Annotated in this window: 17 protein-coding genes, 2 tRNA genes and 3 rRNA genes; 13 read left to right on the plus strand and 9 right to left on the minus strand. The window is 58.6% G+C overall.

Features of this window, described 5'->3' with window-relative positions; translation table 11 throughout:
• Positions 1 to 15 precede the first annotated feature (15 nt).
• The 4 genes from PSH87_RS03460 to PSH87_RS03475 all read right to left on the minus strand — a co-directional run bounded on the left by PSH87_RS03460 (position 16) and on the right by PSH87_RS03475 (position 3,748).
• Positions 16 to 597 (minus strand): YigZ family protein, encoded by a 582-nt coding sequence (locus PSH87_RS03460; protein WP_305432562.1) that lies wholly within the window; start codon positions 595 to 597, stop codon positions 16 to 18.
• A gap of 12 nt (positions 598 to 609) precedes the next feature.
• Entirely contained in the window at positions 610 to 1,269 is a 660-nt protein-coding gene (locus PSH87_RS03465; RefSeq protein ID WP_017735261.1) for a TetR/AcrR family transcriptional regulator, read from the minus strand.
• Between the two features lie 87 nt (positions 1,270 to 1,356).
• Positions 1,357 to 2,748: a uracil-xanthine permease family protein gene (locus tag PSH87_RS03470; RefSeq protein WP_305432564.1), complete on the minus strand. Its 1,392-nt coding sequence runs from the start codon at positions 2,746 to 2,748 to the stop codon at positions 1,357 to 1,359.
• Positions 2,749 to 2,827: 79 nt separating this feature from the next.
• Complete coding sequence (locus tag PSH87_RS03475; RefSeq protein ID WP_017735259.1) at positions 2,828 to 3,748, minus strand: LysR family transcriptional regulator; 921 nt, start codon at positions 3,746 to 3,748, stop codon at positions 2,828 to 2,830.
• A gap of 125 nt (positions 3,749 to 3,873) precedes the next feature.
• Here PSH87_RS03475 and PSH87_RS03480 point away from each other — a divergent pair, with 125 nt between their 5' ends.
• From PSH87_RS03480 to PSH87_RS03525, 10 genes are all read left to right on the plus strand, one after another.
• Positions 3,874 to 5,223 (plus strand): aspartate aminotransferase family protein, encoded by a 1,350-nt coding sequence (locus tag PSH87_RS03480; RefSeq protein ID WP_032887096.1) that lies wholly within the window; start codon positions 3,874 to 3,876, stop codon positions 5,221 to 5,223.
• Between the two features lie 39 nt (positions 5,224 to 5,262).
• On the plus strand, positions 5,263 to 6,756 hold the full coding sequence (locus PSH87_RS03485; RefSeq protein WP_017735257.1) for a CoA-acylating methylmalonate-semialdehyde dehydrogenase: 1,494 nt from the start codon (positions 5,263 to 5,265) through the stop codon (positions 6,754 to 6,756).
• Positions 6,757 to 7,323: 567 nt separating this feature from the next.
• Positions 7,324 to 8,859: ribosomal RNA gene (locus PSH87_RS03490) — 16S ribosomal RNA — on the plus strand.
• A gap of 81 nt (positions 8,860 to 8,940) precedes the next feature.
• A tRNA-Ile gene (locus tag PSH87_RS03495) sits at positions 8,941 to 9,017 on the plus strand.
• A gap of 30 nt (positions 9,018 to 9,047) precedes the next feature.
• Positions 9,048 to 9,123: transfer RNA gene (locus tag PSH87_RS03500), tRNA-Ala, on the plus strand.
• Between the two features lie 249 nt (positions 9,124 to 9,372).
• Positions 9,373 to 12,263: ribosomal RNA gene (locus tag PSH87_RS03505) — 23S ribosomal RNA — on the plus strand.
• 156 nt (positions 12,264 to 12,419) lie between these two features.
• Positions 12,420 to 12,535, plus strand: a 5S ribosomal RNA gene (rrf, locus tag PSH87_RS03510).
• Together the 16S, 23S and 5S rRNA genes with 2 tRNA genes alongside form the textbook arrangement of a ribosomal RNA operon.
• A 163-nt stretch (positions 12,536 to 12,698) precedes the next feature.
• A complete protein-coding gene (locus PSH87_RS03515) occupies positions 12,699 to 13,358 on the plus strand; it encodes a paraquat-inducible protein A (RefSeq protein WP_305432565.1) in 660 nt (219 codons plus the stop codon).
• A complete protein-coding gene (locus PSH87_RS03520) occupies positions 13,345 to 13,968 on the plus strand; it encodes a paraquat-inducible protein A (protein ID WP_305432567.1) in 624 nt (207 codons plus the stop codon). Before PSH87_RS03515 ends, PSH87_RS03520 begins: the two co-directional genes overlap by 14 nt.
• On the plus strand, positions 13,961 to 16,264 hold the full coding sequence (locus PSH87_RS03525; protein ID WP_017737114.1) for a PqiB family protein: 2,304 nt from the start codon (positions 13,961 to 13,963) through the stop codon (positions 16,262 to 16,264). The genes PSH87_RS03520 and PSH87_RS03525 overlap by 8 nt, the downstream gene beginning before the upstream one ends.
• Positions 16,265 to 16,432: 168 nt before the next feature.
• On the opposite strand, the gene mksF is transcribed toward PSH87_RS03525, so the two are convergent.
• The 3 genes from mksF to mksB are packed head-to-tail and all read right to left on the minus strand — an operon-like array spanning position 16,433 to position 21,244.
• Entirely contained in the window at positions 16,433 to 19,273 is a 2,841-nt protein-coding gene (gene mksF / locus PSH87_RS03530) for an Mks condensin complex protein MksF (protein ID WP_305432568.1), read from the minus strand.
• Positions 19,270 to 19,977, minus strand: coding sequence for an Mks condensin complex protein MksE (mksE, locus tag PSH87_RS03535; RefSeq protein WP_017529960.1), 708 nt, complete (start codon positions 19,975 to 19,977; stop codon positions 19,270 to 19,272). The genes mksF and mksE overlap by 4 nt, the downstream gene beginning before the upstream one ends.
• Positions 19,967 to 21,244: an Mks condensin complex protein MksB gene (gene mksB / locus PSH87_RS03540; RefSeq protein ID WP_017737116.1), complete on the minus strand. Its 1,278-nt coding sequence runs from the start codon at positions 21,242 to 21,244 to the stop codon at positions 19,967 to 19,969. Before mksB ends, mksE begins: the two co-directional genes overlap by 11 nt.
• A 187-nt stretch (positions 21,245 to 21,431) precedes the next feature.
• On the opposite strand from mksB, the gene PSH87_RS03545 reads away from it, so the two are divergent.
• On the plus strand, positions 21,432 to 22,178 hold the full coding sequence (locus PSH87_RS03545; RefSeq protein ID WP_305434245.1) for an energy transducer TonB: 747 nt from the start codon (positions 21,432 to 21,434) through the stop codon (positions 22,176 to 22,178).
• On the plus strand, positions 22,171 to 22,623 hold the full coding sequence (rimI, locus tag PSH87_RS03550; protein ID WP_017737118.1) for a ribosomal protein S18-alanine N-acetyltransferase: 453 nt from the start codon (positions 22,171 to 22,173) through the stop codon (positions 22,621 to 22,623). The genes PSH87_RS03545 and rimI overlap by 8 nt, the downstream gene beginning before the upstream one ends.
• Positions 22,624 to 22,753: 130 nt before the next feature.
• Here rimI and PSH87_RS03555 read toward each other — a convergent pair whose 3' ends face one another.
• Positions 22,754 to 23,056 (minus strand): hypothetical protein, encoded by a 303-nt coding sequence (locus PSH87_RS03555; RefSeq protein WP_026136823.1) that lies wholly within the window; start codon positions 23,054 to 23,056, stop codon positions 22,754 to 22,756.
• 139 nt (positions 23,057 to 23,195) lie between these two features.
• On the opposite strand from PSH87_RS03555, the gene can reads away from it, so the two are divergent.
• Positions 23,196 to 23,840 (plus strand): carbonate dehydratase, encoded by a 645-nt coding sequence (gene can, locus PSH87_RS03560; protein ID WP_003188288.1) that lies wholly within the window; start codon positions 23,196 to 23,198, stop codon positions 23,838 to 23,840.
• Here the strand turns inward: can and PSH87_RS03565 are convergent.
• Positions 23,837 to 24,358: an SET domain-containing protein-lysine N-methyltransferase gene (locus PSH87_RS03565; RefSeq protein ID WP_305432569.1), complete on the minus strand. Its 522-nt coding sequence runs from the start codon at positions 24,356 to 24,358 to the stop codon at positions 23,837 to 23,839. The genes can and PSH87_RS03565 overlap by 4 nt on opposite strands.
• Positions 24,359 to 24,373 lie beyond the last annotated feature (15 nt).

Below are 24,373 nucleotides of genomic sequence, written 5' to 3' on the forward strand. Positions count from 1 at the left end.
CGCGGTTCAGGGAGTTCAGCGTTGCAGCAGGATACGCCCACGGCTGAGGTCGGCGAGTTGAATTTGCAGGGTGTCGATATGTGTTTCGCCCACGGCGAGTTGTAGCTCGACGCCATTGGCTGTGAAGGATTCTTCCACGACCAGCCCGCCCAGTTCGGCGACGCGCAGTTTCACCAGGTTCAATTCCGCGAAGCCACAGGCGCAGCTCAGCGGTACGCGGCTGATCAGTTCAATGCGCTCGGCGTTTTGCAGGCACTTGTTCGCCCCGCCGCCATACGCGCGGGCGAGGCCACCGGTGCCCAGCTGGATGCCGCCGTACCAGCGGATGACCAGCACTGCGACCTGATCGAAACCCTGCGCTTCGATGGCGGCGAGGATCGGCCGGCCAGCGGTGCCGCCGGGTTCGCCGTCGTCATTGCTGCGGTATTGATCGGCGAGTTTCCACGCCCAGCAGTTGTGTGTGGCGTTCAAATCGCTGTGCTGCGCGAAAAACGCCTGGGCGTCCTGCGGGCTGGTGATCGGCGCGGCGAGGGTGATAAAGCGGCTTTTGCGGATTTCTTCGTGAAATTCGCAAAGGCCGGTGAGGGTGAAAGGCATAAGTCGCTTCGTTTAGAGGGCGGGCTTGACGCCACAGCCTTTGAGAATGATGTGGATCAGGTTGGTGCCGGCGTCTTCCATGTCCTGCTTGGTCAGCTTGGTGCGACCGGTGACGCGGCAGATCTGGGTGGCGAAGTCGGCGTAGTGCTGGGTGCTGCCCCACAGCAGGAAGATCAGGTGCACCGGGTCTACCGGGTCCATCTTGCCGGCGTCGATCCAGGCCTGGAACACGGCGGCGCGGCCACTGAACCAGGCGCGGTAGTCCTGGCTGAAATATTCGGTGAGGCATTCGCCACCGCTGATGATCTCCATGGCGAAGATCCGCGAGGCCTGGGGCTGGCGCCGCGAGAACTCCATCTTGGTGCGGATGTAGCGGCTCAGGGCCACGGCCGGGTCATCCTCGGCGGTCAGCGTGTTGAAGGTGCTGTCCCACAGTTCGAGGATATTGCTGAGCACCGCGATATACAGGCCCAGCTTGTTGGTGAAGTAGTAGTGCAAGTTGGCCTTGGGCAGCCCGGCACTGGCAGCAATGGTGTTCATGCTGGTGCCTTTGTAGCCATGGCGCGCGAATTCGTCTTCAGCTGCCTGCAGAATTGCTTGTTCGTTTTTTTGCCGAATGCGGCTGGCGGGTTTTCCGGCGGGGTTGCTGTGGGCAGGAACTTCGAGGCTCATGGAGGTTTCCGTGCAGATCGATAGAGACGACGTGTGCACAGATAACCCACCCTCAAGCCTCAGACAAGTCCTGATGCAATAAAACCGTCAGTGCGATTCCACGGTGTCGCTTTCCGGCGCGTGGTTTGCGGCACGGTTGTCGGCCTTGGCTTCCGGTAATAACAGGCACAACACAATGGCGGTCAGCCCGCCGCTGGTGATGGCCGAGTCGAACAGGGTCTGCACCAGGGTCGGCATCAGGTGCAGCAGGTTCGGTTGGGCGGCGATGCCCAGGCCGACGCCGAACGAGGTAGCGATGATCAGCATGCTGCGCCGGTCCAGCGGCGCCTGCGCAAGGATGCGTACGCCAGCGGCGGCCACGCTGCCGAACATCACCAGGGTGGCGCCGCCCAATACCGGTTTGGGGATTTGCTGGAGCACCGCGCCGATCAGCGGAAACAAGCCGAGGCAAAACAGCACCACGCCGATGTATAAGCCGACGTAACGGCTGGCCACGCCGGTGAGTTGGATCACGCCGTTGTTTTGCGCGAACGTGGTGTTGGGGAAGGCACTGAAGGTGGCGGCGATCATGCAGCTGACGCCATCACCGAGTACGCCGCCCTTGAGCCGGCTTATATAAGAAGGGCCGCTGATGGGCTGGCGGGCGATCATGCAGTTGGCGGTGAGGTCGCCGACGGTTTCGATGCTGCTGATCAGATAAATCAGCGCGATGGGTAGGAAAGCGCTCCAGTCGAAGTTGAATCCAAAGCGGAAAGGGATCGGCAGGCTGACCAGGGGCAGCTCGGGCAAGGCTTGGGGCACGAGTTTGCCACTGAACCAGGCCGCGAGGCTGCCGAGGGCGAGGCCGATGATGATGGCCGAGAGTCGCACCCACGGCGTGTTGGAGCGGTTGAGCAGGATGATCGTCAAAACGACGAACACGCCCAGTGCCAGGTTGGTGGGGGCGCCGAAGTCGGCGGCGTTGAAGCCACCGCCCAGGTCGGTGATGCCGACCTTGATCAGGCTGATACCGATCAGGGTAATGACAATTCCCGTTACCAAAGGCGTGATCACGCGACGCAGTTGGCCGATAAAGCGGCTCAGTACGATCTGCACCACGGCGCCGAAAAAGCACACGCCGAAGATCATCGCCAGGATGTCTTCCGGGCTGCCGCCGCGTTGTTTCACCAGAAAGCCCGCCGACAGCACCGCACCGAGAAACGCAAAACTGGTGCCTTGCAGGCAGATCATCCCTGCACCGATGCCAAACGGCCTACGTGCCTGGATGAAGGTGCCGACGCCGGAGACCATCAACGCCATGCTGATCAGGTAGGGCAAATGCGCGGTCAGGCCCAGGGTGGAGCCGATGATCAGCGGCGGGGTAATGATGCCGACGAACGCGGCCAGCACATGTTGCAGTGCGGCGAGGAAGGCCGGGGCGGGTTTCGGGCGGTCGTTGAGGCCGTAGATCAGGTCGCTGCTGGAGGATTCTGGTGGCATGGCGGGCAAGCTCGAGGTCTATGTCCTCGGGGTCTTGCAAAAAGCTGTCCAACTGCTCAGCTTTTGGTTTGCGCCCGAGTTAACGGGTCGCGGCCAGGCTTTCCAGGAAGCTTTCCAGCACCAAATGAGGGCGACGGCCTTTGCGCGTGACCGATGCCAGGCTTAAATCGTAAAAACGTGTAGTCGGTTTCAGCGCGCGCAGTCGGCCTTGTTGTACCCACAGGCTGGCGTAGTGATCGGGCAAGTAGCCGATGTAGCGGCCGGTGAGGATCAGGAATGCCATGCCTTCGCGGTCCGAGGCGCTGGCGGTGCAGTTGAGTGCCTGGTAGTGGGCCTGGATATCGGCGGGCAGGCGGAAGGTGGGGGCGATGGCGTCCTGGCTGTCGATGCGGGCGTCGTCCAGTTGTTTGTTGTCGGCATAGAACAGCGGGTGGCCGACGGCGCAATAAAGCAGCGAGCGTTCGCTGTACAGCGGCTGGTATTCCAGCCCCGACAAGGCACTGGCCTGGGGCACCACGCCGACGTGGAGGCGGCCGTCGAGTACGCCTTGCTCGACTTCGTTGGGGGCGATCATGCGGATCTGGATCTGCACGTCCGGGCCGCGTTCCTTCAACTGCGCCAGGGCGTGGGTGATGCGCATGTGGGGCAGGGTGACGAGGTTGTCGGTGAGGCCGATGATCAGCTCGCCGCGCAGATGCTGGTGCAGGCCGTTGACCTCGGTACGAAAGCTTTCCAGGGCACTTAATAGTTGCAGTGCCGATTGGTAGACCTCGCGGCCTTCTTCGGTAAGGGAGAAACCGGCGCGGCCGCGTTGGCACAGTCTTAATCCGAGGCGTTGCTCGAGATCGCTCATTTGCTGGCTGATGGCGGAGCGGCCGATGCCGAGCACCGTCTCTGCTGCCGAGAAGCCGCCGCATTCCACCACGCTGCGAAAGATACGCAACAGGCGGATATCGAAGTCGCTGACTTGGGCCAGGGGATCGGGGCGACGGCTGCTCATAGTTTAGTGAAGGCCTGACTGAAGGTTAGAAGAGTTGAATTTCACCGACTTTATCGCCGTGGCAATTTAGCTGCAACAACGCTTTTCAATCCCGACGCTGCCTTTTGCCCTGCGAGGTTTTGCTGATGAACATGCCCGAAAACGCCCCATCGTCCCTGGCCAGCCAATTGAAGCTGGACGCGCACTGGATGCCGTACACCGCCAACCGCAACTTCCAGCGTGATCCGCGTTTGATCGTGGCGGCCGAAGGTAGCTGGCTGACGGATGACAAGGGGCGCAAGGTCTACGACTCGCTGTCGGGCCTGTGGACCTGCGGCGCCGGGCATACGCGCAAGGAAATCCAGGAAGCGGTGGCCAAGCAACTGGGTACCTTGGACTACTCGCCGGGCTTCCAATACGGTCATCCGTTGTCCTTCCAGCTGGCAGAAAAGATTACCGACCTGACACCGGGCAACCTGAACCACGTCTTCTTCACTGACTCCGGCTCCGAGTGTGCCGATACCGCGGTGAAGATGGTGCGTGCGTACTGGCGCCTCAAAGGCCAGGCCACCAAGACCAAGATGATTGGCCGCGCCCGTGGTTATCACGGTGTGAACATCGCCGGTACCAGCTTGGGTGGCGTGAACGGCAATCGTAAGATGTTTGGTCAGGCGATGATGGATGTTGACCATCTGCCGCACACCCTGCTGGCGAGCAATGCCTTCTCCCGTGGCATGCCGGAGCTGGGTGGCATTGCGCTGGCCGATGAGTTGCTCAAGCTGATCGAGTTGCACGATGCGTCGAACATCGCCGCGGTGTTCGTCGAGCCGATGGCGGGTTCCGCTGGCGTGCTGGTGCCACCGCAGGGGTATCTCAAGCGTCTGCGTGAGATCTGCGACCAGCACAACATCCTGTTGGTGTTCGACGAAGTGATCACCGGTTTCGGTCGCACCGGCTCGATGTTTGGCGCCGACAGCTTCGGCGTGACGCCGGACCTGATGTGCATCGCCAAGCAAGTCACCAACGGCGCGATCCCGATGGGCGCGGTGATTGCCAGCAGCGAGATCTACCAGACCTTCATGAACCAGGCGACGCCGGAGTACGCGGTGGAATTCCCCCACGGCTACACCTACTCGGCTCACCCGGTCGCGTGCGCTGCTGGCCTGGCGGCGTTGGACCTGTTGCAGAAGGAAAACCTGGTGCAGAGCGTAGCCGAAGTCGCGCCGCACTTTGAGAATGCGCTGCACGGTTTGAAGGGCAGCAAGAACGTGATCGACATCCGTAACTACGGCCTGGCCGGCGCGATCCAGATTGCCCCGCGTGACGGTGATGCCATCGTGCGTCCATTCGAGGCCGGCATGGCCTTGTGGAAAGCCGGTTTCTACGTGCGCTTTGGCGGTGACACCTTGCAGTTCGGGCCAACCTTCAACAGCAAGCCGCAGGACCTGGATCGCTTGTTCGATGCGGTCGGCGAAGTGCTGAACAAGATCGACTGATTTCTCCTTCTATATAGAACAATTTTTCAGGAGCCCCGCATGAGCCTTATCCAGCACTTGATCAACGGTGAGTTGGTCAATGACAGCGGCCGTAGTGCCGACGTGTATAACCCGTCCACTGGCCAGGTGATCCACCAGGTGCCGTTGGCCAGTCGTGAAACCATTCAACAGGCGATCGACTCGGCCAAGGCCGCATTCCCAGCCTGGCGCAATACGCCGCCGGCCAAGCGTGCGCAGGTGATGTTCCGCTTCAAGCAATTGCTGGAGCAGAACGAAGCGCGTATCTCGCAGTTGATCAGCGAAGAGCATGGCAAGACGCTGGAAGACGCGGCGGGTGAATTGAAGCGTGGGATCGAGAACGTCGAGTATGCGTGCTCGGCGCCGGAGATTCTGAAGGGCGAATACAGCCGTAACGTAGGACCGAACATTGATGCCTGGTCGGATTTCCAACCGCTGGGCGTAGTGGCCGGTATTACGCCGTTCAACTTCCCGGCGATGGTGCCGCTGTGGATGTACCCGCTGGCGATCGTTTGCGGTAACTGTTTCATCTTGAAACCGTCGGAGCGTGATCCCAGTTCGACGCTGCTGATTGCGCAACTGTTGCAGGAAGCCGGCCTGCCTAAAGGTGTGCTGAGCGTGGTGCACGGGGACAAGGGCGCGGTGGATGCACTGATCGAAGCGCCGGAAGTGAAGGCGCTGAGTTTTGTGGGCTCGACGCCGATTGCCGAGTACATCTATTCCGAAGCCACCAAGCGCGGCAAACGTGTGCAGGCGCTGGGTGGGGCGAAGAACCATGCAGTGCTGATGCCGGATGCTGACTTGGATAACGCCGTCAGCGCGTTGATGGGAGCCGCGTACGGTTCGTGCGGCGAGCGTTGCATGGCGATCTCGGTGGCCGTATGTGTGGGTGATCAGGTGGCCGATGCGTTGATCGCCAAGCTGGTGCCGCAGGTCAAGGCGCTGAAGATTGGCGCGGGCACGTCGTGCGGCCTGGATATGGGGCCGCTGGTGACGGGGCAGGCGCGGGACAAGGTCAGTGGCTATATAGAAGACGGTGTTTCTGCGGGGGCCGAATTGGTTGTTGATGGTCGCGGTCTGAGTGTTGCCGGTCACGAAGAGGGTTTCTTCCTGGGTGGTAGCTTGTTTGACCGTGTGACGCCTGAGATGCGTATCTATAAAGAAGAGATCTTTGGGCCAGTACTGTGCGTGGTGCGGGTGGATAGCCTGGAAGCGGCTATGCAGCTGATCAACGATCATGAATATGGCAATGGCACCTGCATCTTTACTCGTGACGGGGAAGCCGCGCGTCTTTTCTGTGATGAGATTGAAGTGGGCATGGTGGGGGTTAACGTTCCGCTGCCGGTGCCGGTGGCGTATCACAGCTTTGGTGGCTGGAAGCGCTCGTTGTTTGGCGACTTGCATGCCTATGGGCCGGATGGTGTGCGTTTCTATACTCGTCGCAAGGCGATTACCCAACGTTGGCCGCAACGGGCCAGCCATGAAGCGTCGCAGTTTGCTTTCCCGAGCCTGTAATGTCGGCTGAAAGCCGGCCCTTCGGGGCCGGCTTTCGCGTTTTTGGGGTGTTTCTGACTTATATGACAGAAATATGAAGAAAGGCATTGACGGCAGATTACAGATGTCTATAATTCGCCCCACTTCCGGTGCAGTCGAAACGGAAAACTCCTTGGTAAACAATGAGTTATGTGAGTTTCGGCAGCAGGTTGCTTCAGTTCATCGAAGCCAGAAAGAAGTTGAAAAAGAGGTGTTGACAGCAGCGTGTAACGCTGTAGAATTCGCCTCCCGCTGATGAGAGATCTGAAGCGCAAGTGGTTGAAGTTGTTGAAGAATTCTTCGAAAGCTTCTGAAAATAATCACTTGACAGCAAATGAGGCTGCTGTAGAATGCGCGCCTCGGTTGAGACGAAAGATCTTAACCAACCGCTCTTTAACAACTGAATCAAGCAATTCGTGTGGGTGCTTGTGGAGTCAGACTGATAGTCAACAAGATTATCAGCATCACAAGTTACTCCGCGAGAAATCAAAGATGTAACCAACGATTGCTGAGCCAAGTTTAGGGTTTCTTAAAAACCCAAAGATGTTTGAACTGAAGAGTTTGATCATGGCTCAGATTGAACGCTGGCGGCAGGCCTAACACATGCAAGTCGAGCGGTAGAGAGAAGCTTGCTTCTCTTGAGAGCGGCGGACGGGTGAGTAATGCCTAGGAATCTGCCTGGTAGTGGGGGATAACGTTCGGAAACGGACGCTAATACCGCATACGTCCTACGGGAGAAAGCAGGGGACCTTCGGGCCTTGCGCTATCAGATGAGCCTAGGTCGGATTAGCTAGTTGGTGAGGTAATGGCTCACCAAGGCGACGATCCGTAACTGGTCTGAGAGGATGATCAGTCACACTGGAACTGAGACACGGTCCAGACTCCTACGGGAGGCAGCAGTGGGGAATATTGGACAATGGGCGAAAGCCTGATCCAGCCATGCCGCGTGTGTGAAGAAGGTCTTCGGATTGTAAAGCACTTTAAGTTGGGAGGAAGGGCAGTTACCTAATACGTGATTGTTTTGACGTTACCGACAGAATAAGCACCGGCTAACTCTGTGCCAGCAGCCGCGGTAATACAGAGGGTGCAAGCGTTAATCGGAATTACTGGGCGTAAAGCGCGCGTAGGTGGTTTGTTAAGTTGGATGTGAAATCCCCGGGCTCAACCTGGGAACTGCATTCAAAACTGACTGACTAGAGTATGGTAGAGGGTGGTGGAATTTCCTGTGTAGCGGTGAAATGCGTAGATATAGGAAGGAACACCAGTGGCGAAGGCGACCACCTGGACTAATACTGACACTGAGGTGCGAAAGCGTGGGGAGCAAACAGGATTAGATACCCTGGTAGTCCACGCCGTAAACGATGTCAACTAGCCGTTGGAAGCCTTGAGCTTTTAGTGGCGCAGCTAACGCATTAAGTTGACCGCCTGGGGAGTACGGCCGCAAGGTTAAAACTCAAATGAATTGACGGGGGCCCGCACAAGCGGTGGAGCATGTGGTTTAATTCGAAGCAACGCGAAGAACCTTACCAGGCCTTGACATCCAATGAACTTTCTAGAGATAGATTGGTGCCTTCGGGAACATTGAGACAGGTGCTGCATGGCTGTCGTCAGCTCGTGTCGTGAGATGTTGGGTTAAGTCCCGTAACGAGCGCAACCCTTGTCCTTAGTTACCAGCACGTTATGGTGGGCACTCTAAGGAGACTGCCGGTGACAAACCGGAGGAAGGTGGGGATGACGTCAAGTCATCATGGCCCTTACGGCCTGGGCTACACACGTGCTACAATGGTCGGTACAGAGGGTTGCCAAGCCGCGAGGTGGAGCTAATCCCATAAAACCGATCGTAGTCCGGATCGCAGTCTGCAACTCGACTGCGTGAAGTCGGAATCGCTAGTAATCGCGAATCAGAATGTCGCGGTGAATACGTTCCGGGCCTTGTACACACCGCCCGTCACACCATGGGAGTGGGTTGCACCAGAAGTAGCTAGTCTAACCTTCGGGAGGACGGTTACCACGGTGTGATTCATGACTGGGGTGAAGTCGTAACAAGGTAGCCGTAGGGGAACCTGCGGCTGGATCACCTCCTTAATCGACGACATCAGCTGCTCCATAAGTTCCCACAGAATTGCTTGATTCATGAAGAAGACGATAAAGAAGCAGCCCGAAATTGGGTCTGTAGCTCAGTTGGTTAGAGCGCACCCCTGATAAGGGTGAGGTCGGCAGTTCGAATCTGCCCAGACCCACCAATTTTGTGTGGGAAACGCCTGTAGAAATACGGGGCCATAGCTCAGCTGGGAGAGCGCCTGCCTTGCACGCAGGAGGTCAACGGTTCGATCCCGTTTGGCTCCACCACTACTGCTTCTGTTTGTTGAAAGCTTAGAAATGAGCATTCCATCGTGATGATGGTGAATGTTGATTTCTAGTCTTTGATTAGATCGTTCTTTAAAAATTTGGGTATGTGATAGAAAGATAGACTGAACGTTACTTTCACTGGTAACGGATCAGGCTAAGGTAAAATTTGTGAGTTACTCAGTTTTGAGTATTATCGAATTTTCGGCGAATGTTGTCTTCACAGTATAACCAGATTGCTTGGGGTTATATGGTCAAGTGAAGAAGCGCATACGGTGGATGCCTTGGCAGTCAGAGGCGATGAAAGACGTGGTAGCCTGCGAAAAGCTTCGGGGAGTCGGCAAACAGACTTTGATCCGGAGATGTCTGAATGGGGGAACCCAGCCATCATAAGATGGTTATCTTACGCTGAATACATAGGCGTAAGAGGCGAACCAGGGGAACTGAAACATCTAAGTACCCTGAGGAAAAGAAATCAACCGAGATTCCCTTAGTAGTGGCGAGCGAACGGGGACTAGCCCTTAAGTGGCTTTGAGATTAGCGGAACGTTCTGGAAAGTACGGCCATAGTGGGTGATAGCCCTGTACGCGAAAATCTCTTAGTCATGAAATCGAGTAGGACGGAGCACGAGAAACTTTGTCTGAATATGGGGGGACCATCCTCCAAGGCTAAATACTACTGACTGACCGATAGTGAACTAGTACCGTGAGGGAAAGGCGAAAAGAACCCCGGAGAGGGGAGTGAAATAGATCCTGAAACCGTATGCGTACAAGCAGTGGGAGCCCACTTTGTTGGGTGACTGCGTACCTTTTGTATAATGGGTCAGCGACTTATTTTCAGTGGCGAGCTTAACCGAATAGGGGAGGCGTAGCGAAAGCGAGTCTTAATAGGGCGTCTAGTCGCTGGGAATAGACCCGAAACCGGGCGATCTATCCATGGGCAGGTTGAAGGTTGGGTAACACTAACTGGAGGACCGAACCGACTACCGTTGAAAAGTTAGCGGATGACCTGTGGATCGGAGTGAAAGGCTAATCAAGCTCGGAGATAGCTGGTTCTCCTCGAAAGCTATTTAGGTAGCGCCTCATGTATCACTGTAGGGGGTAGAGCACTGTTTCGGCTAGGGGGTCATCCCGACTTACCAAACCGATGCAAACTCCGAATACCTACAAGTGCCGAGCATGGGAGACACACGGCGGGTGCTAACGTCCGTCGTGAAAAGGGAAACAACCCAGACCGTCAGCTAGGTCCCAAAGTTATGGTTAAGTGGGAAACGATGTGGGAAGGCTTAGACAGCTAGGAGGTTGGCTTAGAAGCAGCCACCCTTTAAAGAAAGCGTAATAGCTCACTAGTCGAGTCGGCCTGCGCGGAAGATGTAACGGGGCTCAAACCATACACCGAAGCTACGGGTATCACGTAAGTGATGCGGTAGAGGAGCGTTCTGTAAGCCTGTGAAGGTGAGTTGAGAAGCTTGCTGGAGGTATCAGAAGTGCGAATGCTGACATGAGTAACGACAATGGGTGTGAAAAACACCCACGCCGAAAGACCAAGGTTTCCTGCGCAACGTTAATCGACGCAGGGTTAGTCGGTCCCTAAGGCGAGGCTGAAAAGCGTAGTCGATGGAAAACAGGTTAATATTCCTGTACTTCTGGTTATTGCGATGGAGGGACGGAGAAGGCTAGGCCAGCTTGGCGTTGGTTGTCCAAGTTTAAGGTGGTAGGCTGGAATCTTAGGTAAATCCGGGATTCTAAGGCCGAGAGCTGATGACGAGTTAACTTTTAGTTAACGAAGTGGTTGATGCCATGCTTCCAAGAAAAGCTTCTAAGCTTCAGGTAACCAGGAACCGTACCCCAAACCGACACAGGTGGTTGGGTAGAGAATACCAAGGCGCTTGAGAGAACTCGGGTGAAGGAACTAGGCAAAATGGCACCGTAACTTCGGGAGAAGGTGCGCCGGTGAGGGTGAAGGACTTGCTCCGTAAGCTCATGCCGGTCGAAGATACCAGGCCGCTGCGACTGTTTATTAAAAACACAGCACTCTGCAAACACGAAAGTGGACGTATAGGGTGTGACGCCTGCCCGGTGCCGGAAGGTTAATTGATGGGGTTAGCTAACGCGAAGCTCTTGATCGAAGCCCCGGTAAACGGCGGCCGTAACTATAACGGTCCTAAGGTAGCGAAATTCCTTGTCGGGTAAGTTCCGACCTGCACGAATGGCGTAACGATGGCGGCGCTGTCTCCACCCGAGACTCAGTGAAATTGAAATCGCTGTGAAGATGCAGTGTATCCGCGGCTAGACGGAAAGACCCCGTGAACCTTTACTATAGCTTTGCACTGGACTTTGAATTTGCTTGTGTAGGATAGGTGGGAGGCTTTGAAGCGTGGACGCCAGTCTGCGTGGAGCCAACCTTGAAATACCACCCTGGCAACTTTGAGGTTCTAACTCAGGTCCGTTATCCGGATCGAGGACAGTGTATGGTGGGTAGTTTGACTGGGGCGGTCTCCTCCTAAAGAGTAACGGAGGAGTACGAAGGTGCGCTCAGACCGGTCGGAAATCGGTCGTAGAGTATAAAGGCAAAAGCGCGCTTGACTGCGAGACAGACACGTCGAGCAGGTACGAAAGTAGGTCTTAGTGATCCGGTGGTTCTGTATGGAAGGGCCATCGCTCAACGGATAAAAGGTACTCCGGGGATAACAGGCTGATACCGCCCAAGAGTTCATATCGACGGCGGTGTTTGGCACCTCGATGTCGGCTCATCACATCCTGGGGCTGAAGCCGGTCCCAAGGGTATGGCTGTTCGCCATTTAAAGTGGTACGCGAGCTGGGTTTAGAACGTCGTGAGACAGTTCGGTCCCTATCTGCCGTGGACGTTTGAGATTTGAGAGGGGCTGCTCCTAGTACGAGAGGACCGGAGTGGACGAACCTCTGGTGTTCCGGTTGTCACGCCAGTGGCATTGCCGGGTAGCTATGTTCGGAATAGATAACCGCTGAAAGCATCTAAGCGGGAAACTAGCCTCAAGATGAGATCTCACTGGAACCTTGAGTTCCCTGAAGGGCCGTCGAAGACTACGACGTTGATAGGTTGGGTGTGTAAGCGCTGTGAGGCGTTGAGCTAACCAATACTAATTGCCCGTGAGGCTTGACCATATAACACCCAAGCAATTTGACTACTCGAAAGAGCATCAGATTGCGGTGTGTGAAGACGATAGAACCGAAAGTTCGATTCTCACAAAACACCGAAAGCTGTCACATACCCAATTTGCTGAAGCGAGGCCATCTGGTCACGACTCAGTACCCGAATTTCTTGACGACCATAGAGCATTGGAACCACCTGATCCCATCCCGAACTCAGCAGTGAAACGATGCATCGCCGATGGTAGTGTGGGGTTTCCCCATGTGAGAGTAGGTCATCGTCAAGATTAAATTCCGAAACCCCATTTGCGAAAGCAAATGGGGTTTTGTTTTGGGCGCGGGAAAAGCAGGCCGAGCCTCGACAAACAAGCCCCGACAAATTTGCACAGTTATTTCTGAACCAGACCACTAGAATAGGCACCTAACCTTTTTAGAGCCCGAGCCCTATTTATGCCCGATCCGGTTGATACCCCCGAGGTATCGGATTTACCACTGGACGACCTGGTGGCATGCCATGAGTGCGACTTGCTGATGCGCAAACCAGCGCTCGCCCTCGGCGAAAAAGCCCAATGCCCGCGTTGCGGTTACGAGCTGTACGCTCACCGCCACAATGTCGTTGAGCGAAGCCTTGCCTTGGTTATCGCGGCATTGCTGCTGTATATCCCCGCGAACTTTTTGTCCATCATGCAGCTCAATCTACTGGGGCAGTCCTCGGAGGACACCGTGTGGAGTGGCGTCGTCGCCCTGTTCAATACGGGTATGCAAGGCGTTGCCGTCGTGGTCTTCCTGTGCAGCATGGGCATTCCCCTGCTCAAGCTGCTTTGCCAATTGGCGGTCCTGCTCAGCATTCGCTGGAACATCGGCCGCAGCTACGGGCTGCTGCTCTACCGTATCTACCACTACATGAAAGACTGGGGCATGTTGGAGGTCTACCTGATGGGCGTCCTGGTGGCGATCGTAAAACTCGCCGACATGGCCTCCATCACCATCGGCCTGGGCCTGGTCTGTTTCGTCAGCCTATTAATGGTTCAGGTCCTGCTTGAGGTGGTGATGTCGCCGCACCAGATCTGGCAAGCACTGTCAGGAGAGGATGAACATGCGGGCGATTGATGCTGGCATTCTGATTTGTACCGAATGCCATGAGTTGAACAAGCAAGAGCCGGATACCGACGAGCAAACCTGCACCCGTTGCGGCGCGCAGGTCCATGCCCGACGTCCCAACAGCCTCACGCGGACCTGGGCATTGCTGATCACGGCGGCCATTCTGTATATCCCGGCCAACCTTTTGCCCATCATGACGATCAACTCTCTCGGTCAGGGTGCCCCCAGCACCATCATGGCCGGCGTGATTGAATTGGTGCAGCACGGCATGTTTCCCATCGCCGCCGTGGTGTTCATCGCCAGTATTCTGGTGCCGACGTTCAAGTTGGTGGGCATTGGTCTGCTACTGTTCTCGGTGCAGCGTCACCAACCGCTGTCCGCGCGGCAACGCATTGTGATGTACCGTTTTATCGAATTCATTGGCCGCTGGTCCATGTTGGATATTTTCGTGATCGCCATCCTGGTGGCGGTTGTAAACTTCGGGCGACTTGCCAGTGTCGAGGCCAATCTCGGCGCTGCGGCGTTCGCCAGTGTGGTGATCTTGACGATGCTTGCCGCAGTAACTTTTGATCCCCGACTGATTTGGGATAACACGGAGTCGGACGACGACCATGAGTGATTTGCCAAAAGCTAAAACCCGCCCGGCCTCCAACTGGTCGGCCATTTGGGTGCTACCCCTGATTGCCCTGATCATCGGCGGCTGGCTGGGATGGCGCGCCTATACCCAGCAGGGCATCGATATCCAGGTGCGCTTCGAAAGCGGCGAAGGTATCCAGGTCAACAAGACCGAAGTGGTCTACAAAGGCATGACCGTGGGCAAGGTCAAGGCCTTGGCCCTGGACGACGAAGGCAGTAATCGCGGGGTGATCGCCACCATCGAGATGAACAAGGACGTCGACCAGTACCTCAAGACCAACACGCGTTTCTGGCTGGTCAAACCCAGCGTCAGCCTGGCCGGCATCACCGGCCTGGAAACCCTGGTCTCAGGCAACTACATCGCCGCCAGCCCCGGCGATGGCGAACCCACGCGCAAGTTCAAGGCGCTCTCCGAAGAGCCGCCCTTGTCCGACGCCAAACCCGGCCTGCACCTGACCGTCAAGGCTGACCGCCTCGGCTCGCTCAACCGTGGCAGCCCGGTGTTCTACAAGCAGATCCAGGTCGGCCAGGTCAAAAGCTACCTGCTCTCCGAAGACCAGAGCACCGTTGAAATCAAGGTCTACATCGAACCGACCTACGCCAACCTGGTGCGTAAACACACGCGTTTCTGGAACGCCAGCGGCATCAGCATCGACGCCAACCTCTCCGGCGTGAAGGTGCGCAGCGAATCCCTCTCCAGCATCGTCGCTGGCGGCATCGCCTTCGCCACGCCAGAGAACCGCAAGGACAGCCCGCCGACGGACCCAAGCCTGCCCTTCCGCCTGTACGAAGATTTCGACGCCGCCGCAGCCGGCATCAAGGTCAAGGTCAAGCTCACCGATTTCGAAGGCCTGCAGGCTGGCCGCACGCCGGTGATGTACAAAGGCATCCAGGTTGGCAGCCTGAAAACCCTGAAGATCGACCCATCGCTGTCCAGCGCCAACGCCGAGCTGACCCTCGACCCGCTGGCCGAAGACTACCTGGTGCAGGACACCCAGTTCTGGGTGGTCAAGCCCTCGATCTCCCTGGCCGGTATCACCGGGCTTGAGGCCTTGGTCAAAGGCAACTACATCGCCATCCGCCCCGGCGACAAAGGCAGCGCCCCCCAGCGCGAATTCGTCGCCCGCGCCAAGGCGCCACCGCTGGACCTGCGCTCCCCGGGCCTGCACATGGTGTTGTTCACCGACAACCTCGGCTCGCTGGATGTCGGCAGCCCGATCCTCTATAAACAGGTCAAGGTCGGTTCGGTGCAGAGCTACCAGTTCTCGCGCAAGAACAAGCAACTGGTGATCGGCGTCCACATCGAGAAGGAATACGAAAACCTGGTCAATGGCTCCACACGGTTCTGGAATGCCAGCGGCGTGACCCTGACCGGCGGCCTCACCGGCGGCATCCAGGTCAAGAGTGAATCCCTGGCCAGCCTGATGGCCGGCGGTATCGCCTTCGAAACCCCAGAGCCGAACGTACCGCTGAAGAAACGCATCCCACGCTTCCGTCTGTTCACCGACCGCGAGGCGGCCAATCAACACGGTACCCTGGTGACCATCAAGGTCGACCGCGCCGATGGCATGCGCCCGGGCACACCGGTACGCTTCAAAGGCCTGGATGTGGGCAAGATCGAAAGTGTCGATCTCAGCGCCGACATGCAGTCGGTGTTGCTCAGCGCACGCATTACCCAAGTCGCGGACCGTATCGCCCGCGTAGGCAGCCAGTTCTGGGTGGTCAAGCCTGAGCTGGGCCTGATGAAAACCTCGAACCTGGAAACCCTGGTCACCGGCCAATACATCGAAGTGCAGCCAGCGGTGAAAAACGCCGGCCCGCAAAAGAGCTTCGTCGCACTGGATGAGCCGCCGAAGGCCGTTCACCAGGAGGAAGGCCTGAGCCTGACCCTCAGCGCCGCACGCCGTGGCTCGCTGAAGGAAGGCGTCCCCGTGACCTACCGCGAAGTCACCGTGGGCAAAGTCACCGGCTATGAACTGGGCCAGACCGCCGACCGCGTGCTGATCCACATCCTCATCGAGCCCAAGTACGCACCGCTGGTACGCAGCGGCAGCCGTTTCTGGAACACCAGCGGCTTTGGTCTCGACTTCGGCCTGTTCAAAGGGGCGACGGTGCGTACCGAGTCCCTGGAAACCCTGGTCGCCGGTGGTATCGCCTTCGCTACGCCAGACGGCGAGCGCATGGGCAACGCCGCACTGGCGAAGCAAACCTTCCCGCTGTTCGACAAGTTTGAAGATGAGTGGCTGACCTGGGCGCCTAAAATTCCACTCGGCAAATAGACCGAGGCGCGCCATCGCGGGCAAGCCCGGCTCCCACAGGGGAATGCATTTTCAGCAACACTGCATTCCAAATGTGGGAGCGGGCTTGCCCGCGAAGAGGCCCTCAAAGCCAACAAAAAAGGCCCCTGGACTCACACCCAGGGGCCTTTTTCATTTCAGTCCAAACACTCAGACCTCATCCAACTCCGGCTCATCCGCCTGCACATTCACCGTCGCCTTCACCCCATCGTGACGACGGATGTACTTCCAATCCGCCTCATCGATATAGATCCCATTCGGCCCGCTGCCGCCTTCCAGGTCAATCGCCACTTGGGCGGAAACCTGCGGCTTCACACTGGCCAGAATCGGCACAAAGCCCAGTTGCAGACTGGTTTCCAGCAACGCCGCCTGGTTCTTCTCATCGATGTCCGCCGCCTCATCGAGGTAGTACGGCAAACGCACACGCCCGGCCTGGTCGCGGTCCATCAGGTGCAGCAACAAATACATGTTGGTCAGCGCCTTGATCGTCATGGTAGTGCCGTTGGACGCCGCACCGTCGATGTCGGTGTGAATCACTGGCTGGCCGTGCACCTTGGTGATCTCGAACGCCAATTCGAACAGATCCTTGAGGCCCAACTGGTTATGGTTGGCGGCCACCAGGCGCGCCAGGTATTCCTTGGCCTCTTCGTTCTTGTTGTCCTGCTCGGCGCTCTGGCTCAGGTCGAACACCGACAGGGTTTCGCCTTCCTCATACTGACCGGCACTGTGGATGATCTGGTCGATATGCTTGAGGGCTTCCTTGTTCGGCGCCAGCACGATGCGGAAGCTTTGCAGGTTGGAGACCTGGCGTTTGTTGATCTCGCGGTTGAACAACGCCAGTTGATGCTCAAGGCTGTCGTAGTCGCTGCGGATATTGCGCAAGGTCCGCGCAATATCGGTGACCGCCGCGCGTCGCGCCTTGCCCAGCGTCAGCGCTTCATCGGTACGGTGCGCGTACGCGTTGATCAGCAGTTGCAGGCGCCGCTCAACGTCATCCTCGCTGTCGAACTTGGCCACGCCCTTGAGGCGCACCTGGGCATACAGCGCCTCGATCTGCCCATCGGCGCGCAGCAAGCCTTGCCAGCTGTCCTGATAGTCATTGAGCAGCGGCAGCAGGTTATCCATGGAATCGTCGACCGGGTCCATGAACGGCGTGCCGAACGGCAAGTCGGCCGGCAACAACTGGCGACGGCGCAGCGCGTCATCCAGTGTGCGTTGCTTGGCTTCCATATCGCCGATCTGGCGACCCACCAGTTGCAGCTTGGCCGACAGCTGCTGGACGCGCTCGGTAAACGCATCGCTGGAGCGCTTCAACTCGTCCTGCGCCGCTTCCATCTGCGCGAGGTTTTCCAGCTTCTCGCCTTCTTCCGCGCTCAAGGTTTGAGCCCGACGGAAATCTTCCAGCGCCTTTTGCGCGTCCAGCACCTGCTGATACAGCGTTTCGGTCTGGGTTTTGCTCGCCGCGCGGTCAGACGCTACGGCCTGCTGGGTTTTCAGTTGCTTGAGTTCTTTTTCCAGGCGCTCTTTCTGGTCGCGCAACGCGGCGCGGTCCGCCAAGGCCTGCAACGCCGGCGGTTCGATGTGGGAGATGTCGATAGACAGCCCCGGCACTTCAAAACGCTCGCCCTTGAAGCCATCGAGGATCTGCTCCAGGGATTTGACCCACTGGCCTTCCTCGTCCAGCGTGATGCCATGCTCGCCCAACGGCAGGCTGAACAACGAACTGTTGAACAGGCGCATCAGACGTTCGACATCCTGCTGTGAAAATTCTTCGCGCAGTTTGGCGTAGCTGTTGTTGTCCGCGTGGTCGAGCTGCTGCTTGACCGACTTCAAGCGTTTTTCCAGCTCGCGCAAGCGCTCGTCCAAGTCCTCGGCGCTGAACTGCCGCGACTGCGCCAGGGCGCCGGCCAGTTCATCGTGAGCATCCTTGGCCGCCAGCAGTTGCTGCTCCAGCACCTTGACGTCATCCACCAGCGCAAAGCGATGCTTGAGCACCGACAGCTCGCCCAGCCAACGCTGGATGCCACTGATTTCCCGCTCCAGACGCATCAGCTCCTGGGTGCCGCCGCGCTGGTCGTTCTGCAGCGCGTCCTGCTCGTTGCGATAGTGCTCGGCCTGGATAGTCAGCTCTTCCTTGCGTGCACTGGCGTAGTCCGACCAGGTGCCGAGCAACGAATCCAGCAGTGGCGACAGGCGATGCAGCTTGCCGCGCAATACGTCGCGCAGGCGCACGCCATTGGCCAGTGCTTCAACCAGCGGGCCGGCGGCGACCAGCGAGTTGTAGTCTTGCTCCATGCGTCGCACGTCGCGGAAGGCTTCTTCGCACGCCGCGATGTAATCCACGCTGCCGGAACGCAGGCTGTGTTCGAAGGCATCGAGGAACAGTTGCTTGAGCTTGGCCGCGGTGATTTCGCGCATGTGCAGCAGGTTGATAAACAGTGCGCGGAAGGTCTTCAGGCTCTGCTCGCTGGTGGAGCGCAGCGGGATCAGCGTCAGGTCCAGCGGGATCGACGTGTGGCCGCCCACCAGCAAGCGGCGTAGTTCATCGGGCTTGAGCTCGTAGGCTTTCAGGCCTTCGCGCTCCAGGTTGGTGAACAGCTCTTTCTGCCGCAGGCAGGTGTCGTTCTTCTGGTAGTGCGCCAGGTCCAGCTTGCCGGCGTAGGCAAAGAACTGGTGGCCGAAACCACCGCCCGGGCCGCGCCCGACCACGCCGATTACGTGCGGGCCGTGGGGCAGGGACACTTCGACGAGGATGTAGCTGGTGTCGGTGGCAAAGTAGAAACGCCGCGATTGTTCCAGGGTGTACTTGCCGAAACTCATGTCCGACATGCGCGCCAGGATCGGGAACTGCAAGGCGTTGATCGACGCGGATTTACCCAGGTTGTTCGCGCCATACACCGACAGCGGTTCTTCCAGCGGGAACAAACCCAGGCTGTAACCGGCGGTGTTCAATAGGGCGAAGCGGCGGATGCCGTAGCGTTCCTTGCTCATGCGTCGGTCTCCTGTTCTTCGGCAATGGCGCGGGCCAGGGCGTCTTCTTCGCTTTCTTCGGCGAAGTCGCTGAGGTCCAGCGGGTCATCGGTCTTCAGCAATTTTTCATCGCTGTCTTCATCGATGATCACCGGCGCCGGCAGTGGCAACACGCTATGGACGCTGGCCGCGAGGTCACGGTCCTGCTGCACCGACAGGCACACGTCGAGGAAGCGGTGCATCGGCGGCAGGAAGCGATAGATACCGTTGTCTTCGCTGGCAAAACCCAGCTGGGTCATGCGGCGCATGATTTTTTCTTCGAGCTCTTCCTGGGTCTGCACTTCGGCCTGGATAAACAGGTCGCGGTACTTCTCCAGCAGCGACGGCAGCTCATCGCGGCCGAGGCTGCCACCGTCGAGCACGGCGATCGGGTCGCGGCCCTGGTCGGCCAGGTGCTCGACGATGATGAAGGTGAACAGCGCCAGGCGCTGCGCGGTCTTGTTCACCTGCGCGGCGGCCACGGCGGTGTCCGGCACGAAGTAATAGAAACCGCGTGTGTCGCACACCAGTTCAAAGCCCAGGGCCTTGAACAGCGTGCGGTACTGATCCTGGAAGTTCGACAGTTGCGCGTACAGCTCCGGGTCGCGACGGCTGACGTGGTAACCCTTGAACAGCTCGCGAAAGATCGGCGCCAGCTGGGACAGTTCGGATAGATCAAGATGCATGAGGGATGCTCGCAGAATTCTCGGGCGCGTCAGGCGTCACCGGGAGCAGGGCGAAGGAGCGCAGGCTGACCTGGTGCTCGGTGGTGTGATAGTCGCGGCGTTCCAGGCGTTCGCGCTTGAAGCGTTTTTCGCGGGACAGCCGGGAGAACCAGTACAGCAATTCGTCGGTGGCGCCGTCCGGTTCCTGCTCCAGCAGCCAGGTCATCAGGTCCGGCATCGGCAGCGCGTCTTCGCAGCGTTCGAGCATTTCCTTGACGGTGCGCGGTGCACGCTGGGCTTCGCCCTTGTGGGATTTGTGGGCCTTGGGGAATTTTGCCGGTTTCGGCTCGAAGTTCGCCAGGGCGTACACATAGGCTTCCACCTGGCTGGCACTGCCGAGAAAGGTGCTTTGCGGACGGGTAAACATCGGCATCGCGGCCTGTGGCACCGCGTCCAGGCCTTTGCGGCGGATCGCCGACAGGGCCAGCGCCGCGCCACGGGTTACGGCGTTGTGCCGGCGCGCTTCTTCGCGCAGCGGCAACAGCAGTTCGCGGGCGTGGCGCAAGGTCAGCTGGGCGCTGGTCTGCATTTCGAGGATGCGCGCGTGGGTGCGCAGCAGCATGTCGTCGTCCACCAGGTGGCCGAGGCGCTGTTGCTCGGTGAGCAGGCGCAGCAGCACGTTCTCCACCTTGCGCACGCCTTGTTCGAAGGCGCCGTCGGCGTTCACCAGTTGGATCATCGGTTCGACGTATTCGTCCCAGGTCGCCAGGACCTCGGCATAACGCTGGCGCAACGGAATCTGCCGGTCGCTGGTCTTGGCGCGGTCGGCCACGGCAGCGAGGGCCTGTTCATCGTTGGCGAGTTTTTTCAGCACGTCCCGCACGCGCATATCCAGCAAGCGCAGTTGGCGGGCCAGGTCGTGGCCATCACGGATGTCGAAGGCGTCCTGGATGTAACCCGCCAGGCGCTCAAGGTGGCGCAGGTAGGCTTCGATTTCCAGGCACAGGCCAAGCCGGTGCTCCTTGCGAAGATAGGCCAGGAAGTCATGGATCTGTGCGTTGAGCTCGAAACGGTTCGGGCTCTTGGCGACAGGCACCAGGATGTCCAGGCGAATCCACACGTCCAACAGGCTGGTGATGTCCTGTGGCGTGCTGTCCAGTTGTTGGGCGGCCAGTTGTGCGCGCAGCTCGGCAAGGCTCAGGGTGCCTTGGTCGAAGTGTTCGCACAGTGGCTCAAGCAGTGCCCAGTGTTCGGCGAGGGCGCGTAGGACGCGCTTGGGTTCGATCATGGGAATGGCCGGCTGGTTGGCGATGAAAAGTCGCGATTGTACTGCATCAGACGGGGGATTTATCCACAGCCGGTCAGTACGCAGTGGGCGATTGTTGCCGAACAACGGTAGAATCCCCGCTCTTTACTTATCCACAAGTGGCCGAGCTGTGCTTATCGAGTCCCGACGTCGCGCTTACTTGACCGCCATGCAGGTGGTCAACTGGCTGCCCCGCACCGAACTGCCGTTTGCCGCACCCTCGCGGCCCGAGTTGTTGCAGGTGCCTGAGCCTTATGAGGCGTTCGAGTCGTCGGGCGAGGAAGCCGCCGCGCCGGTGGCCGTGATCAAGCCTGACGCGCCGGTACGCCCTGTTGTAGAGCGCGCCAAGGTCGAAGTGCCGCGCCCGTCGCCGGTGACCAAGGCGGCCAAGATCGCCGAAGAGGTTGCCCCGGTGGCCAAGGCGCCGGTGGTGCCGCCACCGCGTTTTGCCCTGCAATTGCTGCGGGCCGGGCGCTGCCTGCTGCTGGTGGAGTTGCCCACCGGCGAACGTTTCCAGACCCGCGACCCGGCCTACATGTTGCTCAAGGACATGCTGCGCGCCGCCGGCCTGCCCGACAGCCCGCAGATCGTCGGCGACCCGGTGCGCTGGCCGTTGCTGGTGCGCGGCAACATGGACCAGGGCCCGGACGCCGCGCGGGATTTTGTGCAAGGTTTTGTGTCTGCGCGTTTGGAAGATGAACCCTGCGTGTGCCTGTGGCTGATCGGCCTGCCCGCCGTGCGTTTTGCCGGCGAAGCCAATGCCGAAGCCTGGTACCGCGAGCTGCAGGTCGAAGGCCTGGGCTTGGTATGGGCCCTGCCGGGCCTGGAATTATTAATGGAAGAGCCACAGCGTAAGGCTGATGTCTGGCAAGCCATGCGCCGGCTGATGGCGCGCTGGAAAACAACCGATGAGTGAGGCTTTAACCTTCCGCCCGATGACCGAGGCCGACCTCGACGCCGTGCTGAAAATCGAATACGCGGCGTTCAGCCACCCCTGGACCCGTGGGATTTTTCTCGACGGGCTGGGCAAGTACCAGATCTGGCTGATGTTCGAAGGTGAGCAGCAGGTGGGGCATGGTGTGGTGCAGATCATCCTCGATGAGGCGCATTTGCTGAACATCACCGTCAAGCCGGAAAACCAGGGGCGTGGGCTCGGGTTGGCGTTGTTGGAGCACCTGATGTCCAGGGCGTATGCGGCCAGTGCGCGGGAGTGCTTTCTGGAAGTGCGTGACAGCAATACTGGCGCGTTCCGCTTGTATGAGCGCTATGGCTTCAACGAGATTGGCCGCCGCCGCGATTACTACCCCGCCGTGGGTGGCCGTGAAGACGCGGTCGTGATGGCCTGCACCCTGGTCGACTAAACGATGACCCCTGTGGGAGCTGGCTTGCCTGCGATAGCATCAACTCGGTGTGACAGAAAAACCGAGTCGCCTGCATCGCAGGCAAGCCAGCTCCCACACAAGCCAGCTTCACAATAAGTTGTGCAGTGTGTCAGCGGTTGCCGTCCACTGGATCAAGATCAGCCAATTCGGCCTCATCCAACCCATTCCCGCCGCCAATCTCATCTTCATCGACAATGCTCAGGTCATAATCCGCCGCGTCATCGTCCCCTTCCTCCAGCGCATCCCGCGCCCCGCTCTCTGGGGTCAGCGCTTCCGGGGTCAATTCATCACCGCGCTGCGCACTCGGTGTCTCCTTGTCAAAATCCAGCTCGCGCATCGAGCCCATGCGGTCTTCATTGTCATCAATGGGTTCCGGCTGTGTAGCGCCGTAGGGACGTCGTGATTCAGTCATGGCCAATCCTCATACTGTGGGGCTTATAGTGTGTGGACACGCATCGCGCCCCAAAGATTCAAGCTAATTCGCGCCAAGCGTGACCTGGACGAAGGGATGTCAGTCACAAACCTGCGCATCATTCCTGAGGCTTTCCCTGATGAACGAACTACAAGACCTGCTTGATAACAACGAACGCTGGGCGGATGCGATCAAACAGGAAGATCCCGAATTCTTCGCCAAGCTGGCCCGCCAGCAAACCCCCGAGTACCTGTGGATCGGCTGTTCCGACGCCCGCGTACCGGCCAACGAGATCGTCGGCATGCTGCCGGGCGACCTGTTCGTGCACCGCAACGTGGCCAACGTGGTGCTGCACACCGACTTGAACTGCCTGTCGGTCATCCAGTACGCGGTGGACGTGCTCAAGGTCAAACACATCCTCGTCACCGGCCACTATGGCTGCGGCGGTGTGCGCGCCTCGATGCAGGATCGCCAGTTCGGCCTGATCGACGGCTGGCTGCGTACCATCCGTGACCTCTACTACGAAAACCGTGACGTGCTGGCGCAGTTGCCGACCGAAGAAGAGCGCGTCGACCGTATGTGCGAGTTGAACGTGATTCAACAGGTGGCGAACGTCGGTCACACCAGCATTGTGCAAAACGCCTGGCACCGTGGGCAGAGCCTGTCGATCCATGGCTGCATCTATGGCATCAAGGATGGCCGCTGGAAGAGCTTGAACACCACGATCAGTGGCTTTGAGCAGTTGCCGCCGCAATACCGTCTGCGTCCGCTGGGCGAAGCCTAAGGCTGTTTGCGCTCGCGCCACTTGGCCATGAACGCCTGGCCTTCGGCGTTCAGCGGCTCGTTGCGGCCGGTAATCCAGCCGCGGCAATTGAGCTCGCCGCATTGGCAGGCAAATTGTCGGTACAGCATCTCTTCAGTGTTGGCGTAATCAATGGTCAACGGGGCGCCAGCGTGGATTTCATGCAGGGTCCAGACTTCCAGGTAATGCAGGTCGAGAAATACATTCGGCTTGCATGAATGGGCGAACAGCCCGCAAAACCAACAGTCGTACAGGTGGATGCGGGGCGACAGTTGCAGCGTGTGAAGGCGTCGCTCACTCAGGGCATACCCGGAGATATTGGCGATGCACACGCGGCTGTCAAACGTGACCCGCGTCTTGATCGCGCTGCTCACGCCATCAGCGGCGTGCACCACTTCAAAATGTTGTGTGGAAGGGTAGCCCTTGCCGAGTTGGGGCTTGAATGGGTAAAGGCAGTCACTTGCAGCCGTTTTAGCCTTATCCATGGCCTGAGTTTTCATAACTCTCCTTGGTTT

Origin of the sequence: Pseudomonas sp. FP453 (assembly GCF_030687495.1) — a bacterium.
GTDB lineage: Bacteria > Pseudomonadota > Gammaproteobacteria > Pseudomonadales > Pseudomonadaceae > Aquipseudomonas.